At 58.2% G+C, this 16,498-nt stretch carries 21 protein-coding genes; 1 reads left to right on the top strand and 20 read right to left on the bottom strand.

Annotated elements, in window-relative coordinates; translation table 11 throughout:
- Positions 1-2: 2 nt before the first annotated feature.
- The 20 genes from AC2FJF_RS08155 to AC2FJF_RS08060 all read right to left on the bottom strand — a co-directional run bounded on the left by AC2FJF_RS08155 (position 3) and on the right by AC2FJF_RS08060 (position 15,672).
- A complete protein-coding gene (locus tag AC2FJF_RS08155) occupies positions 3-509 on the bottom strand; it encodes a DUF5333 domain-containing protein (RefSeq protein WP_496724489.1) in 507 nt (168 codons plus the stop codon).
- The gene (locus AC2FJF_RS08150) at positions 506-850 is read right to left on the bottom strand and encodes a hypothetical protein (protein ID WP_108861614.1); all 345 of its coding nucleotides are present in this window, start codon (positions 848-850) and stop codon (positions 506-508) included. Before AC2FJF_RS08150 ends, AC2FJF_RS08155 begins: the two co-directional genes overlap by 4 nt.
- Positions 851-894: 44 nt before the next feature.
- Complete coding sequence (locus AC2FJF_RS08145; RefSeq protein ID WP_496719580.1) at positions 895-1,311, bottom strand: MAPEG family protein; 417 nt, start codon at positions 1,309-1,311, stop codon at positions 895-897.
- 58 nt (positions 1,312-1,369) lie between these two features.
- Positions 1,370-2,668, bottom strand: coding sequence for an NADH-quinone oxidoreductase subunit NuoF (nuoF, locus tag AC2FJF_RS08140; RefSeq protein ID WP_058274474.1), 1,299 nt, complete (start codon positions 2,666-2,668; stop codon positions 1,370-1,372).
- 12 nt (positions 2,669-2,680) lie between these two features.
- A complete protein-coding gene (locus tag AC2FJF_RS08135) occupies positions 2,681-2,902 on the bottom strand; it encodes a DUF5337 domain-containing protein (RefSeq protein ID WP_496724486.1) in 222 nt (73 codons plus the stop codon).
- A gap of 34 nt (positions 2,903-2,936) precedes the next feature.
- A complete protein-coding gene (nuoE, locus tag AC2FJF_RS08130; RefSeq protein WP_496724484.1) occupies positions 2,937-4,043 on the bottom strand; it encodes an NADH-quinone oxidoreductase subunit NuoE in 1,107 nt (368 codons plus the stop codon).
- A complete protein-coding gene (locus AC2FJF_RS08125) occupies positions 4,043-4,519 on the bottom strand; it encodes a hypothetical protein (RefSeq protein ID WP_496724482.1) in 477 nt (158 codons plus the stop codon). Before AC2FJF_RS08125 ends, nuoE begins: the two co-directional genes overlap by 1 nt.
- The gene (locus tag AC2FJF_RS08120; protein ID WP_472723305.1) at positions 4,516-5,739 is read right to left on the bottom strand and encodes an NADH-quinone oxidoreductase subunit D; all 1,224 of its coding nucleotides are present in this window, start codon (positions 5,737-5,739) and stop codon (positions 4,516-4,518) included. The genes AC2FJF_RS08125 and AC2FJF_RS08120 overlap by 4 nt, the downstream gene beginning before the upstream one ends.
- A complete protein-coding gene (locus tag AC2FJF_RS08115; protein ID WP_255415356.1) occupies positions 5,739-5,870 on the bottom strand; it encodes a hypothetical protein in 132 nt (43 codons plus the stop codon). Before AC2FJF_RS08115 ends, AC2FJF_RS08120 begins: the two co-directional genes overlap by 1 nt.
- Before the next feature lies 1 nt (position 5,871).
- Positions 5,872-6,045: a hypothetical protein gene (locus tag AC2FJF_RS08110; protein ID WP_058274391.1), complete on the bottom strand. Its 174-nt coding sequence runs from the start codon at positions 6,043-6,045 to the stop codon at positions 5,872-5,874.
- Positions 6,045-6,650 (bottom strand): NADH-quinone oxidoreductase subunit C, encoded by a 606-nt coding sequence (locus AC2FJF_RS08105; RefSeq protein WP_058274390.1) that lies wholly within the window; start codon positions 6,648-6,650, stop codon positions 6,045-6,047. Before AC2FJF_RS08105 ends, AC2FJF_RS08110 begins: the two co-directional genes overlap by 1 nt.
- An 11-nt stretch (positions 6,651-6,661) precedes the next feature.
- Positions 6,662-7,195, bottom strand: a complete 534-nt coding sequence (locus tag AC2FJF_RS08100; protein WP_496724480.1) for a NuoB/complex I 20 kDa subunit family protein — start codon at positions 7,193-7,195, stop codon at positions 6,662-6,664.
- Positions 7,186-7,551 carry an NADH-quinone oxidoreductase subunit A gene (locus AC2FJF_RS08095; RefSeq protein ID WP_037307878.1) on the bottom strand — a complete coding sequence of 122 codons (366 nt, stop codon included), beginning with the start codon at positions 7,549-7,551 and terminating at the stop codon, positions 7,186-7,188. The genes AC2FJF_RS08100 and AC2FJF_RS08095 overlap by 10 nt, the downstream gene beginning before the upstream one ends.
- Positions 7,552-7,739: 188 nt before the next feature.
- The gene (locus AC2FJF_RS08090) at positions 7,740-8,528 is read right to left on the bottom strand and encodes a crotonase/enoyl-CoA hydratase family protein (protein WP_496724479.1); all 789 of its coding nucleotides are present in this window, start codon (positions 8,526-8,528) and stop codon (positions 7,740-7,742) included.
- 9 nt (positions 8,529-8,537) lie between these two features.
- The gene (locus tag AC2FJF_RS08085; protein ID WP_496724477.1) at positions 8,538-9,392 is read right to left on the bottom strand and encodes a hydroxymethylglutaryl-CoA lyase; all 855 of its coding nucleotides are present in this window, start codon (positions 9,390-9,392) and stop codon (positions 8,538-8,540) included.
- Positions 9,393-9,458: 66 nt separating this feature from the next.
- Positions 9,459-11,387, bottom strand: a complete 1,929-nt coding sequence (locus AC2FJF_RS08080) for an acetyl/propionyl/methylcrotonyl-CoA carboxylase subunit alpha (protein WP_496724475.1) — start codon at positions 11,385-11,387, stop codon at positions 9,459-9,461.
- A 3-nt stretch (positions 11,388-11,390) separates the two neighbouring features.
- Positions 11,391-11,816 carry an ASCH domain-containing protein gene (locus AC2FJF_RS08075; RefSeq protein WP_496724473.1) on the bottom strand — a complete coding sequence of 142 codons (426 nt, stop codon included), beginning with the start codon at positions 11,814-11,816 and terminating at the stop codon, positions 11,391-11,393.
- 1 nt (position 11,817) lies between these two features.
- Complete coding sequence (locus tag AC2FJF_RS08070) at positions 11,818-13,422, bottom strand: carboxyl transferase domain-containing protein (RefSeq protein ID WP_496724471.1); 1,605 nt, start codon at positions 13,420-13,422, stop codon at positions 11,818-11,820.
- Positions 13,419-14,219, bottom strand: a complete 801-nt coding sequence (locus AC2FJF_RS08065; RefSeq protein WP_496724469.1) for a hypothetical protein — start codon at positions 14,217-14,219, stop codon at positions 13,419-13,421. Before AC2FJF_RS08065 ends, AC2FJF_RS08070 begins: the two co-directional genes overlap by 4 nt.
- On the bottom strand, positions 14,209-15,672 hold the full coding sequence (locus AC2FJF_RS08060; protein WP_496724591.1) for an AMP-binding protein: 1,464 nt from the start codon (positions 15,670-15,672) through the stop codon (positions 14,209-14,211). The genes AC2FJF_RS08065 and AC2FJF_RS08060 overlap by 11 nt, the downstream gene beginning before the upstream one ends.
- Positions 15,673-15,877: 205 nt before the next feature.
- Here AC2FJF_RS08060 and AC2FJF_RS08055 point away from each other — a divergent pair, with 205 nt between their 5' ends.
- A complete protein-coding gene (locus AC2FJF_RS08055; RefSeq protein ID WP_496724467.1) occupies positions 15,878-16,483 on the top strand; it encodes an OmpW/AlkL family protein in 606 nt (201 codons plus the stop codon).
- The last annotated feature ends 15 nt before the right edge of the window (positions 16,484-16,498 follow it).

Below are 16,498 nucleotides of genomic sequence, written 5' to 3'. Positions count from 1 at the left end.
GTCTAGTTCGCCCTCAAATACACGCCAATGGCGCTGTTTCTTTCAATCTCTGACTGCCCCAGCGTGCAGAAAGACTTGGGATTGTCATAAGACACACCGTTCGCGGCCAGATACGTCTCGCCTTTGGCACGCATCCGGTCCTTTTCGGCATCCGATTCCACGTAGGCGCGAATTTCGCCGTCCGAATACCCCAGACTGTTCGCTTTGGACTTGAGCCCCCACATGACGCCAATCGCCTTCAGCCTGCGCCCGCTGATCGACGGGCAGTAATCCGAAATCTCGTTTGCGATAGCGATGTAATAGAGTTCGTCGTCAATCTCTTTGACTTCGCGCAAGGGCGGCTTTGCCGCGACCGCAGCCGGAATAGCCAGAACAGACAACACAATAAGCAGTTTCACACCAGACATGACAAATCCTTTCGTCTTGGACAGGCCAAAACGATCCAGGACTGGCGCGCTATTCAATAACACGCCCTGCGTCACGCTCTGATATGCGAAAAACCGGTTCATGGTCGCTGGCAGGTTCCTGCAAAGGTCAATTTATTGTCGGTGATGCGCAAATTCTGCGGTTCGGTGTCGGGTCCGACTTTCCAGTTAATTTTAGAAGTCCCAAAGGCGTCGATACAGAATTTGGTTCCTTCGTGCCGTCCCGCTTCGCGCGCGCCATCCAAAGACGCGGACACGCCGTTCACCACAACCGTAAAATCCGTCGGAGCGTTCTTTTTGTCGACGGCTTTCGCTTTGGCCCGGAAGGCCTTGCCATCAAAGAGGATTCGGTCACTGGACGACGTGCCGCAGGCCGAGACAAAAACTGCAGCACCCAAGGCGGCGGTCAGTACCACACGTCCCATCCTGAAGCCTGTTCCAGTCAACGAATAAGTACCTTTCTTTTCCATTAGAACGCCGCCACCAATGCCATGAAGCCCATCACAACCATGCAGGCCCATCCGACAACGTAGGATACTGACCGAACGCCGCTGTGCGGTTGTCCAATGCCACGCATGTGAATAACCAACATGACGATGCGCGCAATCAGAGCAACCGATGCCAATAGGTTCACCCAGAACGGGCTAACCCCAAGCAACATGGCCGCGACCGTGACAGCGACATAGGCCGGCAGCGTCTCAGTCCCGTTCAGATAAGCCCGGTTCAGGCGATACGCCTTGTCGGAATAGTCCTGTTCAGGCGTCGCCCCGGGGGCCAAGCCCTTGCCCTGTTTGGCCAGCGCTGAAAAAGGCGCAAGCGCCAGAATTATCAACGTAAAGACCACGAGGGATGCGATTGCATGTGAATACTCAGCAAAAGTTTCCATTAGTTCAACTCCCTGATCTCAACGTGGTTTGGGTTTGATCCAAAATCCCGCAACCTAATCACTCCGCCGCCATCGCGCCCATACGGCCCGATTTCTGGGCCTTGATGCGATCCTCGATTTCCTCACGGAAGTTGCGGATCAGGCCCTGGATCGGCCAGGCCGCCGCATCGCCCAAAGCACAGATCGTGTGGCCCTCGACCTGCTTAGTCACGTCAAACAACATGTCGATCTCTTCCAGTTCGGCCTCACCCCGCACCAGACGGTCCATCACACGCATCATCCAGCCGGTGCCTTCGCGGCAAGGGGTACACTGACCACAGCTTTCATGTTTGTAGAACTTCGACAAACGCCAGATCGCTTTGATGATGTCCGTGGATTTGTCCATCACGATCACAGCCGCCGTCCCAAGACCGGACCCCAGATCATTGCGCAGGTGGTCGAAATCCATGATGGCGTCGCGCATGTCTTCACCGCGCACACAAGGCACCGATGAACCACCGGGGATCACCGCCAGCAGGTTGTCCCAACCGCCACGAATGCCGCCGCAATGGGTTTCGATCAGTTGCTCAAACGGGATCGACATCGCCTCTTCTACTACGCAGGGATTGTTTACGTGGCCCGATATTGCAAACAGTTTGGTGCCCGCGTTGTTTTGGCGGCCAAAACCGGCAAACCAATCCGCACCACGGCGCAGAATGGTCGGCACAACGGCGATGGATTCCACGTTGTTCACCGTGGTCGGGCAGCCATAAAGCCCCGCCCCCGCCGGGAACGGAGGTTTCATACGCGGCATGCCCTTCTTGCCCTCAAGGCTTTCGATCAGGGCTGTTTCCTCACCGCAGATATAGGCGCCGGCCCCGTGATGCAGGAACAGGTCGAAATCCCAACCCGACCCGGCAGCGTTCTTGCCCAGCAATCCGGCATCATATGCCTCATCAATTGCAGCCTGCAGCGCCTCCCGCTCGCGGATGTATTCACCGCGAAGATAGATGTAGCAGGTATGCGCATTCATCGCGAAAGACGCGATCAAACAACCTTCGATCAATGTATGCGGATCGTGGCGCATGATCTCACGGTCCTTGCAGGTACCGGGCTCGGATTCGTCCGCGTTCACAACCAGATAGGCCGGACGTCCGTCGCTTTCCTTCGGCATGAACGACCATTTCAGACCAGTCGGGAATCCGGCGCCGCCGCGACCGCGAAGTCCTGAGTCCTTCATCGTCTGGATGATCCAGTCACGCCCGTTTCCGATCAGGCCAGCTGTGCCGTCCCAATGCCCGCGGGTCTGCGCGCCTTTCAAAGTGCGCTCATGCATCCCGTAGATGTTGGTAAAGATCCTGTCCTGATCCTTCAGCATCGTGTCTTACCTTCAGCTGTCCTGACGCATGCGCCAGAGTTGAAAAATGTTCACGCCCGCATAGATAAATCCCGCCAGAGCAGCGAAATCAAACAGCAGCGCATAGCGCCCCGGTAATCCCAGCGCCGGGCCGATGAACAACGTTATGGCAAGCCACAACAGCATGGTCACCGCGATGACCACCCCGATATGTCGGCCCTTGCGGGCCATGGCCTTTTCTTTTTCTTTGTCCATCTCACCTTGATGCCCCAAATGGGCACCGTCCTATTCAGTCTTCGTAGGTGCCGTCTTCTTTGGCACGTTTTGCAAACTCGGTTTCTTCGCCTGTCGCCAGTTGCGACGCTTGTTCGATCCAACCGTCCCGCTCGATCCGGCCCTTGAATTTCAGCCGTGCGTCTACCCAGGCCACCTGTTCCGGCGTCCATGCAGCGATCTGGTCAAAGTGGAAAAAACCAAGTTCGTTCAGCGTCTGTTCAAGCTTGGGGCCCACACCCTTCAGCATCTTGAGGTCATCCGCTTTATCACCCCGCGCAACGGTCAGAGTTTCGGGCTGATCCTCTCTGATCTGGTTCTTCTTTGCCTCTTCCGCCTGCTTCGCGGCGGGTTTGGCCGCTGCCGGGGCCTTTGGAGGCTTTGGCGCGGCCTTGGACGCCGCAGCCTTGCCGTCTTTGCCCAGCCATGGCGTCAGGATCGGAACCTCGGTCCCGTCGATGCGTTTGACCGTATCACCAAGATCTTCGGCCAGTTCAACACTGGCATTGTACTGCGGTTTCCCGGCATCGTAGTCTGTGAGGCTGGTCAGACCGCTCAGCGGTTCTGCCGCGTATCTGCCATTCTGCGGGCCCGGCGTCGGTACTTTACCGGCGGCCAGATCGTCGATGATCTTGCCAAAGCTCTCGGCGGTCAGATCTTCGTAATAGTCCTTACCGATCTGCGCCATCGGCGCATTGGTGCAGGAACCAAGGCATTCAACCTCTTCCCAACTCAGCTTACCATCGGCGGACAACTCATGCGATTTGGCGGCGATCTTTTCCTTGCAGACCGCGATCAGGTCTTCGGACCCGCAGATCATGCAGGAGGTCGTTCCGCAGACCTGAATATGCGCGACAGATCCAACCGGTTGCAACTGGAACATGAAGTAGAACGACGCAACCTCGAGCACCCGGATGTAGGCCATGCCCAGCATGTCGGCAACGGATTCAATCGCCGGACGGCTCAGCCAGCCCTCTTGTTCCTGCGCGCGCCACAAAAGCGGAATGACCGCGCTGGCCTGACGGCCATCGGGGTATTTAGTGATCTGTGCTGTGGCCCACTGCTGGTTGGGTGCGGTGAAGGCAAAGCTTTCAGGTTGTTCGGGGTGCAGACGGCGCAGCATTAGCAGGCATCTCCGATCACGATAATATAGGGGTCTTCCTGATGCGCGCGACCTTGATCGACAAGGCGGGCAATCAGGTCAGACGTTTCGGCCTGTGTGAAACCAGCGGGGCGCAATTTGATCTGGGCCTCTTCTTCTACCATGCGGCACCCGTTCAGACGTACAAAATCATAAAGCGCATCGGCACGGCCCGCCGCATCCTCGGGAGCCAGCCCGTGCGCACCGCAAATCGCAGGCGCGACCTCGAATACAGAACCATCCAGCCCGGCCAACCCCTGTTCAGCCCAGGAGTTTATCACAGCGCTGACATCTTCTGGTCGCAAGTCATGGGTAGAAAAGGCTTCCTCGGCGCGCGATACATCCAACCGACAGCCGTTTTCGCGCATCACCTCAAGCACTTTTGCCGTCGGATGGGTCGAGGCGGCCTGCAACGGTGTGGCGGCTGCTAGCGCCAGGATCAAAACAAGGCGTCTCACCGGTCAATCTCTCCGAACACAACATCCATCGTCCCGATGATCGCGGCCACGTCAGCCAGTTGGTGGCCCCCGGCGATATGGTCCATGGCTTGTAGGTGCAGGAAACCCGGCGCGCGTAGCTTGGCGCGGTAAGGTTTGTTGGTGCCATCAGCGACGAGGTAGACGCCGAACTCACCCTTGGGGGCCTCGACGGCGGCATAGACCTCGCCTGCGGGCACATGGAAGCCTTCGGTGTACAGCTTGAAGTGATGGATCAGGCTTTCCATCGAGGTTTTCATGTCCGAACGTTTCGGCGGAGTGATCTTGCCGCGTGCCAGGACGTCACCGGGGCAGTCACGGATTTTGACAATGGCCTGCTGGATGATCGACAGCGATTGACGCATCTCTTCCATTCGGACCAGGTAACGGTCATAGCAGTCACCGTTTTTGCCGACGGGGATCTGAAACTCGAACTCGTCATAGCATTCATAGGGCTGCGCGCGTCGCAGGTCCCATGCCAGACCCGATCCACGCACCATCACGCCCGAGAAGCCGTATTTCTGGATATCTTCCTCGGTCACGACACCGATATCGGCATTGCGCTGCTTGAAGATGCGGTTTTCGGTCAATAGGCCATCTATGTCGTCCAAAACGGCGGGAAATTCGTGGCTCCACGCCTCGATATCGTCCAGCAGTTCGGGCGGCAGGTCCTGATGCACACCACCGGGTCGGAAATAAGCCGCGTGCAGGCGGGCACCGCAGGCACGCTCATAGAACACCATCAGCTTTTCGCGTTCTTCAAAGCCCCACAGAGGCGGGGTCAACGCGCCCACATCCATCGCTTGCGTGGTCACGTTCAGAAGGTGGTTCAGAATACGCCCGATCTCGGAATACAAAACCCGGATCAGTGAGCCACGGCGCGGAACCTCGACGCCGGTCAGCTTTTCGATGGCCAGACACCAGGCGTGCTCCTGGTTCATTGGCGCCACATAATCCAGACGGTCGAAATACGGCAGGTTCTGCAGATACGTTCGGCTTTCCATCAGCTTTTCGGTGCCACGGTGCAGCAGGCCGATATGCGGGTCACAGCGTTCAACGATCTCGCCGTCCAGCTCAAGCACAAGACGCAAAACCCCGTGCGCCGCTGGGTGTTGCGGGCCGAAGTTGATGTTGAAATTGCGGATCTTCTGTTCTCCGCTCAGCGCGTCAGTGCTGCCGTCATCGTATCTTGAGCCGTCCATCAACGCCCCCGTTTCTTTTTCGCATCAGCCCGAACCCGGACCTTTTCCGCCTCGACAGCCTTGGCCGCAGCCCCTGCCAGCAGGACCCCCAGCGCACCCAAAGCGATCAGTTCCCCCAGCAGCATCAGCATCTTATCGGCGCTCCAACTCTTGTAGTTTCAGCCCGACCCACCACAGCAACGCGATCGTGCCGAATGGAACCAGACAAAGAAGGCACCAGAATTTATTGATCCCGAAAAACGGCAATATCTTCACCATCGGGATGATGGTCAGCGCAGACAGGATCAGCCACCAAATGCCACCCATTATTCGGCCTCCTGCTTTTCATCACCCGGCAGTATGTAATTCGCGCCTTCCCACGGGGACATGAAATCGAACTGACGGTATTCCTGGACTAGCGACACAGGCTCATACACAACGCGCTTTTGGGCCTCGTCATATCGAACTTCGGTGTATCCTGTGGTTGGGAAATCCTTGCGCAGCGGATAGCCACGGAATCCATAGTCGGTCAGGATGCGCCGCAGATCCGGGTGGCCTGAGAACAAGATGCCGAACATGTCGAACACTTCGCGCTCAAACCAATTGGCCGAGGGATGCACATCCACGATCGAAGGCACCATGTCCTCTTCGCGGATCGAGACCCGCAGGCGGATACGCTGGTTCTGATACATCGACAGGAAGTGATAAACCACGTCAAAACGCTTGGCCCGTTCCGGGTAGTCGACGCCGGTGATATCGACGAGCGTGGAAAACTGGCAGCCGCGGTCGGACTTCAGGAATTCAATGAATTCCACAACGTTCGACAGCGCCACATCTACGTTCAACTCACCATGGGTTACGTCCCAGGACAGAACACAATCAGTTCGCTTCAACTCCAGCTGGGTGCCGAGTTCTTTGAGTGCTTCGCTCATCAACTCTCTCCTCAGCGCACGATGGTGCCGGTACGGCGGATTTTGCGTTGCAACTGCATCAGACCGTACAACAGCGCCTCAGCGGTCGGGGGGCAGCCGGGGACGTAGATGTCCACTGGAACAATACGGTCGCAGCCACGCACAACGGAATATGAGTAGTGGTAGTAGCCGCCGCCATTGGCGCAAGAGCCCATTGAGATCACATAGCGCGGCTCGGGCATCTGGTCATAAACCTTGCGCAGAGCGGGGGCCATCTTGTTGGTCAGGGTGCCAGCCACGATCATCACGTCCGACTGTCGGGGGGAAGCACGGGGTGCGATGCCAAACCGTTCCGCATCGTAACGCGGCATCGAGGTGTGCATCATCTCAACCGCGCAGCAGGCCAGACCAAAAGTCATCCAGTGCAGCGAGCCGGTGCGAGCCCAGTTGATGATGTCCTCGGTCGAGGTCAGCAGAAACCCTTTGTCCTGCAGCTCGGCATTCAGGGCCTGGGTGGCGACTTCTTTGTCGACGCCGGCGGAGTTTGCACCCGTCATCACTCCCATTCCAGGGCCCCCTTCTTCCATTCATAGGCAAAGCCGATGGTCAGAACGCCCAGGAACACGATCATGGACCAGAAGCCAACATCGCTGATGTCCTTGAAGCCGACAGCCCAAGGGAACAGAAACGCGATTTCCAGGTCGAATATGATGAAGAGAATCGCGACCAGATAGAACCGGACGTCAAACTTCATCCGCGCATCATCGAACGCGTTGAAACCACATTCATATGCGCTGACTTTCTCGGGGTCGGGATTGCGGACCGCCAGAATGACTGCCGCCAGAATCAAAACGATTCCAAGGCCCACAGCTACGGCCAGAAACACCAGAATCGGGAGATACTCCCGCAATAGGTCTTCCACGTACAGCTCCTTTCCTGCGCATACCCTGAAAGGGAGCGCCGTCAATTGGCGTGTTGACTGGACATTCTCTATCCCTGCGGGGTCAGAGGGTCAACCGAACACAAACGCACAGGGGGTTAATATTCGACTTATCGAAGCTCTGTCACAGAAGGTCACCCACACAATCGTGGCCACATCACAAGTGGCGCCTAAACCTTACTAATCCATGCAGGTTTTCTTTTTTCAAAGAATGCGCCGATTCCCTCCTTGGCCTCTTCGGTTTCCCACCTATCGACCAGTTCGCGGATCGTGTGGTCGATCACGGCATCGTCAATGCGCGGTCCCAGCTGGCGTACCAATTGCTTGGCCGATGCCACCGCGCCGGGTGCACAGGCAAGATAGGGCAGGACTTCGGACTCAACCGCATCATTCAGGTCGGCAGCGGGCACAATTCTGGCCAGCAGGCCCAGTTCCATTGCTTCCGCCGCTTCGAAGACCCGGGCCGACATGAACACGCGCCGCGCGCGGGCTTCGCCCATGCGGGCGATGACATAGGGGCCAATCGTGGCCGGGATCAGCCCCAGCTTGGTCTCTGTCAGCCCCATTTTGACCGTTTCCACTCCGATCGCTACGTCACAAACCGACGCCAATCCCACACCGCCGCCAAAGGCATTGCCGTGGATCGCGCCGATTAGCGGTTTGGGCAACGTGTTCAGCGCCTGCAACATTTCGGCCAGCTTACGCGCCTCGACAAACCGGGTCTCGGATTCTGCCGCCATCTGAGATTGCATCCACCCAAGATCACCGCCAGCACAAAAGCTTTTGCCCGCTCCGGTCAGTACAACAACACGCACGGCGTCGTCGGTTCCAAGCTGGTGCGCGGCTTGCGTAAGATCGGTGATCATCTGGGCCGACATGGCGTTGTGCTTGTCGGCACGGTTCAGAGTCAGAGTGGCCAAACCACGCGCGTCCGTGGTCACCGCAATCGTTTCAAACATGTCCGCTCCTTACTGGGATCGCATGGCGCGTGCCATCTGCGCGGCCTCTTCAATGACCGCAAGATCGAGGCCGGTATGATATCCAAGCCGCTCCAGATGAGCCACAACAGCTTCGGTGGCGACGTTTCCGGCAGCGCCCGGCGCGTAAGGACACCCACCCAAACCTCCAACGGCGCTGTCGAACACCCGAACACCCAGCGCCAGCGCAGCGTCGATATTGTCGATGGCCCGCCCGTTGGTGTCGTGGAAATGCCCCGCGAGCCGCGTCATCGGAACGCGTTCGCGCACGGCCAGCAGCATATGGGCAATGGTGTCGGGCGTGCCCTGCCCGATCGTGTCCCCCAGCGATACTTCGTAACATCCCAACGAGAACAGCCGGTCCGCAACTTCGGCCACTTTCTCGGGCGGCGTTGGTCCGTCATAGGGGCAATCAGTCACGCAGGACACATACCCACGTACCGGCAGGTCGATGTGGCGCGCAGCTTCAAGAATCGGGGCAAAGCGGTCGATGGATTCTTCAATAGTCGCGTTGATATTGGCTTTTGAAAACCCTTCCGAAGCCGAAGCGAATACCGCGATCTCATCCGCCTTTGCGGCCAAAGCGTCTTCGTATCCCTGCATATTCGGTGTCAGCGCTCCATACCGGACGCCGTCGGCCCGTTTGATCCCGGCCAACACGTCCGCGCTGCCCGCCATTTGCGGCACCCATTTGGGCGAGACAAAACTAGCCACTTCGATGCGGTTAAAACCGGCCTTGCTCAGGCAATCGACCAGCGCCACCTTGTCCGCCACTGCAATTTCGCGCTTTTCGTTTTGCAGACCGTCGCGCGGACCCACTTCGAAGATTTCGACCCGTTCACCCATTGCTGTGTCCTTCTCTGATTGCCGCATTCGATCCGACTGTGCCACGTTGTTCGAAAAGGGGACAGTTCATTCCTCCTCCAGCCGGACCAACGCGGCCCCAGCCTCGACCTGCGCCCCGGCATCCGCCAGCACTTCGGCAACGATGCCGTCACGGGCGGCCAGCAGGGAATGTTCCATTTTCATGGCCTCAAGGATTGCCAGCCGGTCGCCTTCCTGCACGGCTTGACCCACCTGCGCAAAGACAGCTTTGACCAGACCCGGCATCGGGGCCTCAATTACATTGGTGTCGCCAGCGGCACCGGCATCGCGGTCCAATGGATCAACAATTTCCAGGACTTGACCATAGTTTTCAAAAACTGTGACCTGCGAACCCGAGACAGACACGCGCGGCATAGGGGCTCCGTCGATCATCCAACCGCCCGGACCGCGCTGGGCAAGGATCGTGTGTTCTCCGACCTGCCAGACCTGACGGTTCTGACCTTCTACCTGAACGTCCAGATCAATATCATCACCTGCCCGCAACTGAACCGCGCGATGCAATGGGGCCCATAGCGAAAACCCGGTTTCCTCATCGGTATCCACCAGATCCAAAGCTGTCATCGCGGCCGCGACGATCGAAGACGCCGGGATCGGCACTGCACCAGCCAGCGCGTCCAGATCGCGACCAATCAGGCCAGTATCAACATCACCGGCCGCAAAGCCAGGATGCCGTGTCAGTGCGCCCAGAAAGCCAAGGTTCGTGACCGTCCCAGCAACCTCGGTGCCTTTAAGGGCGCGGTGCAGCTGTTCCAATGCGACAGCGCGTGTGGGGCCGTGCACGATCACCTTCGCGATCATCGGATCGTACCAGGGGCTGATTGTGTCACCCGCGCGCACGCCGCTATCGGCGCGGCATGCTGCCGGGAAGCGCAGATGGGTCAGTGTACCGGTCGCCGGCAGAAAGCCCTTTGGCACGTCCTCAGCGTACAGCCGTGCCTCGAATGCGTGGCCCAGGATCGACAGGTCACTCTGTTTCTTAGGCAAGCTCTCGCCCGCTGCAACACGCAACTGCCATTCGACGAGGTCGACGCCGGTGATCGCCTCGGTCACCGGGTGTTCAACCTGCAAACGCGTGTTCATCTCCATGAACCAGAACCGGTCCGGACGCAGCCCGTCCGAGGCATCCACGATGAATTCAACCGTCCCCGCGCCTTTGTAACCGATGGCCTCGGCGGCACGCACGCCCGCCTGGCCCATCGCGTCGCGCATCTCAACGGTCATGCCCGGGGCCGGCGCTTCTTCAATCACTTTCTGGTGCCGCCGTTGCAGCGAGCAGTCGCGTTCAATCAGATGCACCGCATGGGTACCGTCGCCAAACACCTGAACCTCGATATGGCGGGGCTTGGAGACGAATTTCTCGACCAGAACAGCATCATTGCCAAATGCAGTGCGGGCCTCACCCCGGGCGCTGTCCAATGCCTCGGTAAAATCTGCGGGCCGCTCGACCAGCCGCATACCTTTGCCACCGCCACCCGCGACGGCCTTGATCAGGACCGGATAGCCAATCGTGTCGGCCGCACCCGCCAGATGCTCGGGGTCCTGATTGTCGCCGTGATACCCCGGAACAACCGGCACGCCCGCCTGCTCCATCAATACCTTGGCCGCGTCTTTGAGACCCATCTTGCGGATCGCATCCGCCGAAGGGCCAATGAAGGTCAGGCCAGCCGCCGCGACCGCATCCACGAAATCGGGGTTTTCCGAGAGAAATCCATAACCCGGATGGATCGCCTGCGCCCCCGTATCGAGCGCGGCTTGAATGATCACGTCGCCCTTGAGGTAGCTCTCAGCCGGCGCTGCACCACCGATATGAACCGCCTCGTCCGCCATCTGCATATGCTTGGCCGACGCATCGGCATCAGAATACACAGCCACGCAAGTTACGCCCATTTTCTGAGCGGTTTCCATCACCCGGCAAGCAATCTCGCCCCGGTTGGCAATCAGGATTTTTTTGAACATAGTTTAGCCCTTATCCACCAGGTCTTCGATCAGGCGGAACCGTTCGCAAAGCAATTCCATCTCGGGATCAAACCCGCCGTTACGCTCAAAGTAACGCCGGTGATCCTCACGCCACCCGTCTAACGTTTCGTTTTCACCTTCGGCCAAGGCGAAGTCTTCGGTCATGTCGCAAAATCGGCAGATCGAAACCTCGATCGTCTCAATCACCAACGCTGGGCGATCATCCCATTCAAGAGCAATGTCGCGCCGCCCAACAACCGGGGTATCAAGGCTGCCTTCGGGATAATCGCGCAGAGCGCCGCAGGTTGCCGTTTTTTGCCCCGCCCGAATCAGCGCTAAAAGCTCGGCACTCAGGATTGCACTGTCGCCGAATTTGAACGTCTGTGCATCGGGATAACGACCTTTTACTACTTCCAGGTCCGTGCTCATCTTACATCCTGAACACGCCAAAGCGTGTCTCCTCAATCGGCGCATTCAGTGCCGCGTGCAACGACAAGGCCAGCACGTCCCGGCTTTTGCGCGGGTCGATAATTCCGTCGTCCCACAGTCGAGCTGATGCATAGAGCGGGTGGGATTGTTCTTCGAACATCTCCAGCGTGGGGCGCTTGAATTCGGCCTCTTCTTCCGCCGACCATGTTCCGCCCTGGCGTTCAATCCCGTCGCGTTTTACGGTGGCCAGAACACCCGCCGCCTGCTCTCCACCCATCACGGAAATGCGCGAGTTTGGCCATGTCCACAGGAACCGCGGTTGGTAGGCCCGGCCTGACATGCCGTAATTCCCCGCTCCGAACGAGCCACCCACCAGCATGGTGATTTTTGGCACATTGGTTGTGGCCACTGCCGTCACCATCTTGGCCCCATGCCGCGCGATGCCTTCGTTTTCGTATTTGCGACCAACCATGAAGCCAGTGATGTTCTGTAGGAATACCAAGGGGATTTTGCGCTGCGAACACAGCTCGACAAAATGCGCGCCCTTCTGTGCAGCCTCGGAAAACAGCACGCCGTTATTGGCGATGATCCCGACCGGGCAGCCTTTGACATGAGCGAACCCGGTCACCAGCGTTTCACCAAAGCGCGGCTTGAATTCGTCAAAGCGCGAGCCATCGACCAATCGCGCGATCACCTCTCGGATGTCATAAGGTGTGCGCAGATCGGCAGGGACGACGCCCAGAATTTCTTCGGGGTCATAGGCCGGATCCTCGGGGTTGGCCCAATCCACCGTCTGTGGCTTGCGCCGGTTCAGCGATCCGACAGCCCGCCGCGCCAAAGCCAGTGCGTGGGCGTCATCTTCGGCCAGATAGTCGGCCACACCGGACAGGCGCGTATGGACATCTCCGCCCCCCAGATCTTCGGCGCTGACCACCTCACCGGTCGCGGCCTTGACCAAAGGTGGTCCGGCCAGAAAGATGGTGCCCTGTTCCCTGACGATGATCGTTACATCCGACATCGCGGGCACATAAGCCCCACCCGCCGTACATGATCCCATGACCACCGCGATTTGCGGGATGCCCTTCGCGCTCATCCGTGCCTGATTATAGAAGATGCGGCCAAAGTGATCCCGATCGGGAAACACCTCATCCTGATTGGGTAGGTTCGCGCCGCCACTGTCGACCAGATAAATGCACGGCAGTTGGTTTTCCTCGGCAATCTCTTGCGCGCGCAGGTGCTTCTTGACTGACATCGGATAATAGGTGCCGCCCTTCACGGTGGCATCGTTGCACACCACCATGACCTCTTGCCCCTGAACCCGGCCAATCCCTGCAATGACCCCGGCACAGGGCGCAGCGTCGCCATACATGGCGTGCGCCGCCGTCGCGCCGATCTCAAGGAACGGCGACCCCGGGTCCAGCAAGTTCGCCACCCTACGCCGCGGCAGCATCTTGCCCCGCGATTCATGCCGTGCACGGGATTTCTCGCCTCCGCCCATGCGGGCGGCCTCGGCGGCGTCGGCAATTTGCGCCAACGCGTCCAGATGAGCCGCGCAGTTTTCCCGGAAGCCTTTGGACGAGGGCAAAGCAGAGGATCGGAGCTTCATCTTGTGTACTCTCTTAGAAAATCTCGAACGGGGTTTTCGCTGACTGCAAAGCTCTGCATCAGACGCGCGTAACCTTGCGCCACGTTGCTGGAACAAACTGCGTCAAGTTTTTTGATCTCTGGCTCTTCCAGAAAATCTTCCAGATCCGACATCGGGACCATAAAATAGTATTCAAATGGCAGCATCTCGGCCGCCATCTCCATCGCCTCGATGGCCTCTTCGTTATCCCCGCGGCACAAATAGGCCAGGGATAGGTTGTGATAGGCGCCTCCCATTGCGTCATAGTCGCCGTCCGCCTCGTACTGGCTCACGGCAAGTTTGAAACGCCCGACGACTTCGCGATTGTAAAAATTCTCATCCGCTTGCGCTTCCGGCAGGAACATCGAGACATAGGCCAGATTTTCATCATGCCATCCGTCGGTTTGCATCTCGGTGCTGAAGACACTTCTCAGCATGCGAATTTCGGGTTCATATTTCAAGGTGCTGTAAGAGGCAGAGATCGCATCTAAATAGTTGTCGTAAAATGCAATTTTTCGTTTGTCTTCGTCATCAAGGCTCGCCACTCGACCGGCTACTTTGCGCAATTCAGAGATAGCCTCGTCGGGATAATCATAATAAACCAGAAGGTCTGCCAGTTGCAGTTGCTCTATGACTGCAATTTTGTCTTCGACGGCTTTATCGATTGTGTCCCGCATCCACGTCTCGAAGTAAGCCTTACCGGCCCAAGCAGCGCCAATGACCGCAATTGCCGTCGCGCTGAATTCAATCCCCGTTCTGATACTGGACTTATCCGCCATGATTTCCCTCCTCAGACGCGCGACGCTTCAATTCCTTTCGGATTACTTTTCCGGTCACAGTCAAAGGCAACTCTTGCACAAAAGCCACTTCACGAGGGTAAGAATAATGCGCAAGGCGGGTTTTAACCCACTCCTGCAACTCGGATTCCGAGGCGTCGGCCGCCGGTTTCAAAACCACATATGCCTTGACGATTTCTGTCCGCAGCTTGTCGGGCTTACCAACCACGCCCACCGTTGCCACCGCCGGGTGGGTCAGCAGACAATCCTCGATCTCTGCCGGGCCGATACGATAACCGGACGAGGTGATGACATCATCGTCGCGCCCTACGAAACGCAGGTACTCACCCTCCCACACACCATGGTCGCCGGTGATCAGCCAGTCGCCACGAAACTTCTCAGCCGTCGCATCGGGTCGGTTCCAATATTCCAATAGCATTGAGGCCGAGCCTCGCCGGATGGCCACGTCACCCTCATCAGCGGTCGGGTTACCGTCCTCGTCGATCACCGCAATTTCGTGGCCCGGGACCGGTTTGCCTATGCAGCCGGGCCGCACCGGGAAGTCATCTGAGCAGGAAGAGACAACCATGTTGCATTCGGTCTGCCCGTAGAATTCGTTGATCGTCAGACCAAACGCCTGTTGCCCCCAGGCTAACATCTCGGCCCCCAGCGGCTCACCCCCGGACGCTACAGAGCGTAGCCCGGAAATCGCCTGATCAGAGACCTTGAGCATTCGAAGTGCCGTTGGGGGAAAGAACACGTTCCGCACACCACCGCGCGCGATCACATCGGCGCAGGCTTCGGGGGTGAACTTGTCCAGCCGCGCCGCAACCACTGGAACACCCAGCGCAAGACCAGGCATCAACACATCGAACAGCCCACCGATCCAGGCCCAATCGGCCGGTGTCCAGAGGCAGTCGCCCTCTTGCAGGTTGTTATGGCTGATCGAAACGCCCGGCAGGTGGCCGGTCAGCACCCGGTGGCCATGCAACGCACCTTTCGGACTGCCCGTGGTGCCGGATGTATAGATCAACACCGCCGGATCCTCTGGCCCGGTGTCAGCGAATGGCACAACGCCTCCGTCTTCGCCAATCTGGTCCGCCATGAGCGGTTCTGCCAAGTCGCCTAACAGCGTTGCGCCTTCAGTGTCGGTCAGCACAACCTGCGCTCCGGCGTCGCCCACTCGAGACCGCAAGGCATCCTGTTTGAATAGTTTGAACAACGGCACAGAGATCGCGCCGATTTTCCAGATTGCCAGATGCGCCGCCGCGCACCACGGTGACTGGCTGAGCAACACGCCCACGCGATCCCCCGGCTGCACTTTCTTCGACAGTGCGCGCGCGATGCCGTCTGTCATTTCAGCAAGCTGCCCGTAGGTGACGCGCCGCTCTTCGATTCCGGTCAAGTCGATCACTGCAACCTGATCCGGTGCGTGATCAAGACACTGGCGCGCCATGTTCAAACGAGATGGCACGTCCCAGCCCCCCGCTGAACGCAAACCCGGTATGCGATTAGCTTCTGGCACGCTGCAATTCCCCTATTTTCAAGGGCCTTACCGGAGAAGCCTCCGATGACCCTGTCACACAAATTTGATGCAGATCAGAGTGCGCGGACCGCGCGGCTGTCAATTCAATCTCATTAACTGAACCAAAGGCAAGACCATGACCAACAAACTCGCCGCTTTGACACTTTCCACCGCGCTGGTGGCGCTTGCCGCCCCCGCTTTTGCCCAATCGCAGGGTGATTGGACCGTCGGTGTCGGTGTCGGTTACCTCAACCCCAAATCCGACAATGGGACGCTGGCTGGACAAAAGGCCGAGATCGACTCGGACACCCGCCCGATCTTCACTGCCGAGTATTTCATCCGTGACAACTTGGGCATCGAACTGCTGGCCGCAACACCGTTCAAACACACCGTAACCTTGGGTGGAAGCACCGAGGCCGGAACCGTCAAGCACCTGCCGCCCACCTTGTCGCTGAACTATCACTTCCCGACCAACAGCGCATGGAAGCCCTATGTCGGCGCCGGTCTGAACTACACCATCTTCTTCGACGAGAAATCCGCACTGGGTGATCTGAAGGTTGATGACTCTTTCGGTGTCTCGCTGCAGGCCGGTCTGGACTACATGGTCTCGGACAACGGTGCTGTCCGTCTGAACGTACGTTGGTTTGATATCGACACGGACGTCAAACTGAACGGAACCAAGATCGGCAAAGCCGATATCGATCCCTTCCTTGTCGGCGTATCCTACGTTCATAAGTTCTGATCCTTACAAGGAAAG

Source organism: Ruegeria sp. CDSB013, from assembly GCF_059611165.1.
This window is presented reverse-complemented; position numbering and strand designations above follow the sequence as displayed.

Bases quoted from the DNA above. Each gene is read 5' to 3' on its own strand.
- AC2FJF_RS08080 (WP_496724475.1), bottom strand. From the start codon at position 11,387: ATGTTCAAAAAAATCCTGATTGCCAACCGGGGCGAGATTGCTTGCCGG.
- AC2FJF_RS08120 (WP_472723305.1), bottom strand. From the start codon at position 5,739: ATGGACGGCTCAAGATACGATGACGGCAGCACTGACGCGCTGAGCGGA.
- AC2FJF_RS08070 (WP_496724471.1), bottom strand. From the start codon at position 13,422: ATGAAGCTCCGATCCTCTGCTTTGCCCTCGTCCAAAGGCTTCCGGGAA.
- AC2FJF_RS08145 (WP_496719580.1), bottom strand. From the start codon at position 1,311: ATGGAAACTTTTGCTGAGTATTCACATGCAATCGCATCCCTCGTGGTC.
- AC2FJF_RS08090 (WP_496724479.1), bottom strand. From the start codon at position 8,528: ATGTTTGAAACGATTGCGGTGACCACGGACGCGCGTGGTTTGGCCACT.
- AC2FJF_RS08115 (WP_255415356.1), bottom strand. From the start codon at position 5,870: ATGCTGATGCTGCTGGGGGAACTGATCGCTTTGGGTGCGCTGGGGGTC.
- AC2FJF_RS08155 (WP_496724489.1), bottom strand. From the start codon at position 509: ATGAACCGGTTTTTCGCATATCAGAGCGTGACGCAGGGCGTGTTATTG.
- AC2FJF_RS08065 (WP_496724469.1), bottom strand. From the start codon at position 14,219: ATGGCGGATAAGTCCAGTATCAGAACGGGGATTGAATTCAGCGCGACG.
- AC2FJF_RS08055 (WP_496724467.1), top strand. From the start codon at position 15,878: ATGACCAACAAACTCGCCGCTTTGACACTTTCCACCGCGCTGGTGGCG.
- AC2FJF_RS08100 (WP_496724480.1), bottom strand. From the start codon at position 7,195: ATGGGAGTGATGACGGGTGCAAACTCCGCCGGCGTCGACAAAGAAGTC.
- AC2FJF_RS08110 (WP_058274391.1), bottom strand. From the start codon at position 6,045: ATGGGTGGCATTTGGTGGCTGATCCTGTCTGCGCTGACCATCATCCCG.
- nuoF (WP_058274474.1), bottom strand. From the start codon at position 2,668: ATGCTGAAGGATCAGGACAGGATCTTTACCAACATCTACGGGATGCAT.
- AC2FJF_RS08075 (WP_496724473.1), bottom strand. From the start codon at position 11,816: ATGAGCACGGACCTGGAAGTAGTAAAAGGTCGTTATCCCGATGCACAG.
- AC2FJF_RS08060 (WP_496724591.1), bottom strand. From the start codon at position 15,672: ATGGCGCGCCAGTGTCTTGATCACGCACCGGATCAGGTTGCAGTGATC.
- AC2FJF_RS08135 (WP_496724486.1), bottom strand. From the start codon at position 2,902: ATGGACAAAGAAAAAGAAAAGGCCATGGCCCGCAAGGGCCGACATATC.
- AC2FJF_RS08150 (WP_108861614.1), bottom strand. From the start codon at position 850: ATGGGACGTGTGGTACTGACCGCCGCCTTGGGTGCTGCAGTTTTTGTC.
- AC2FJF_RS08105 (WP_058274390.1), bottom strand. From the start codon at position 6,650: ATGAGCGAAGCACTCAAAGAACTCGGCACCCAGCTGGAGTTGAAGCGA.
- nuoE (WP_496724484.1), bottom strand. From the start codon at position 4,043: ATGCTGCGCCGTCTGCACCCCGAACAACCTGAAAGCTTTGCCTTCACC.
- AC2FJF_RS08085 (WP_496724477.1), bottom strand. From the start codon at position 9,392: ATGGGTGAACGGGTCGAAATCTTCGAAGTGGGTCCGCGCGACGGTCTG.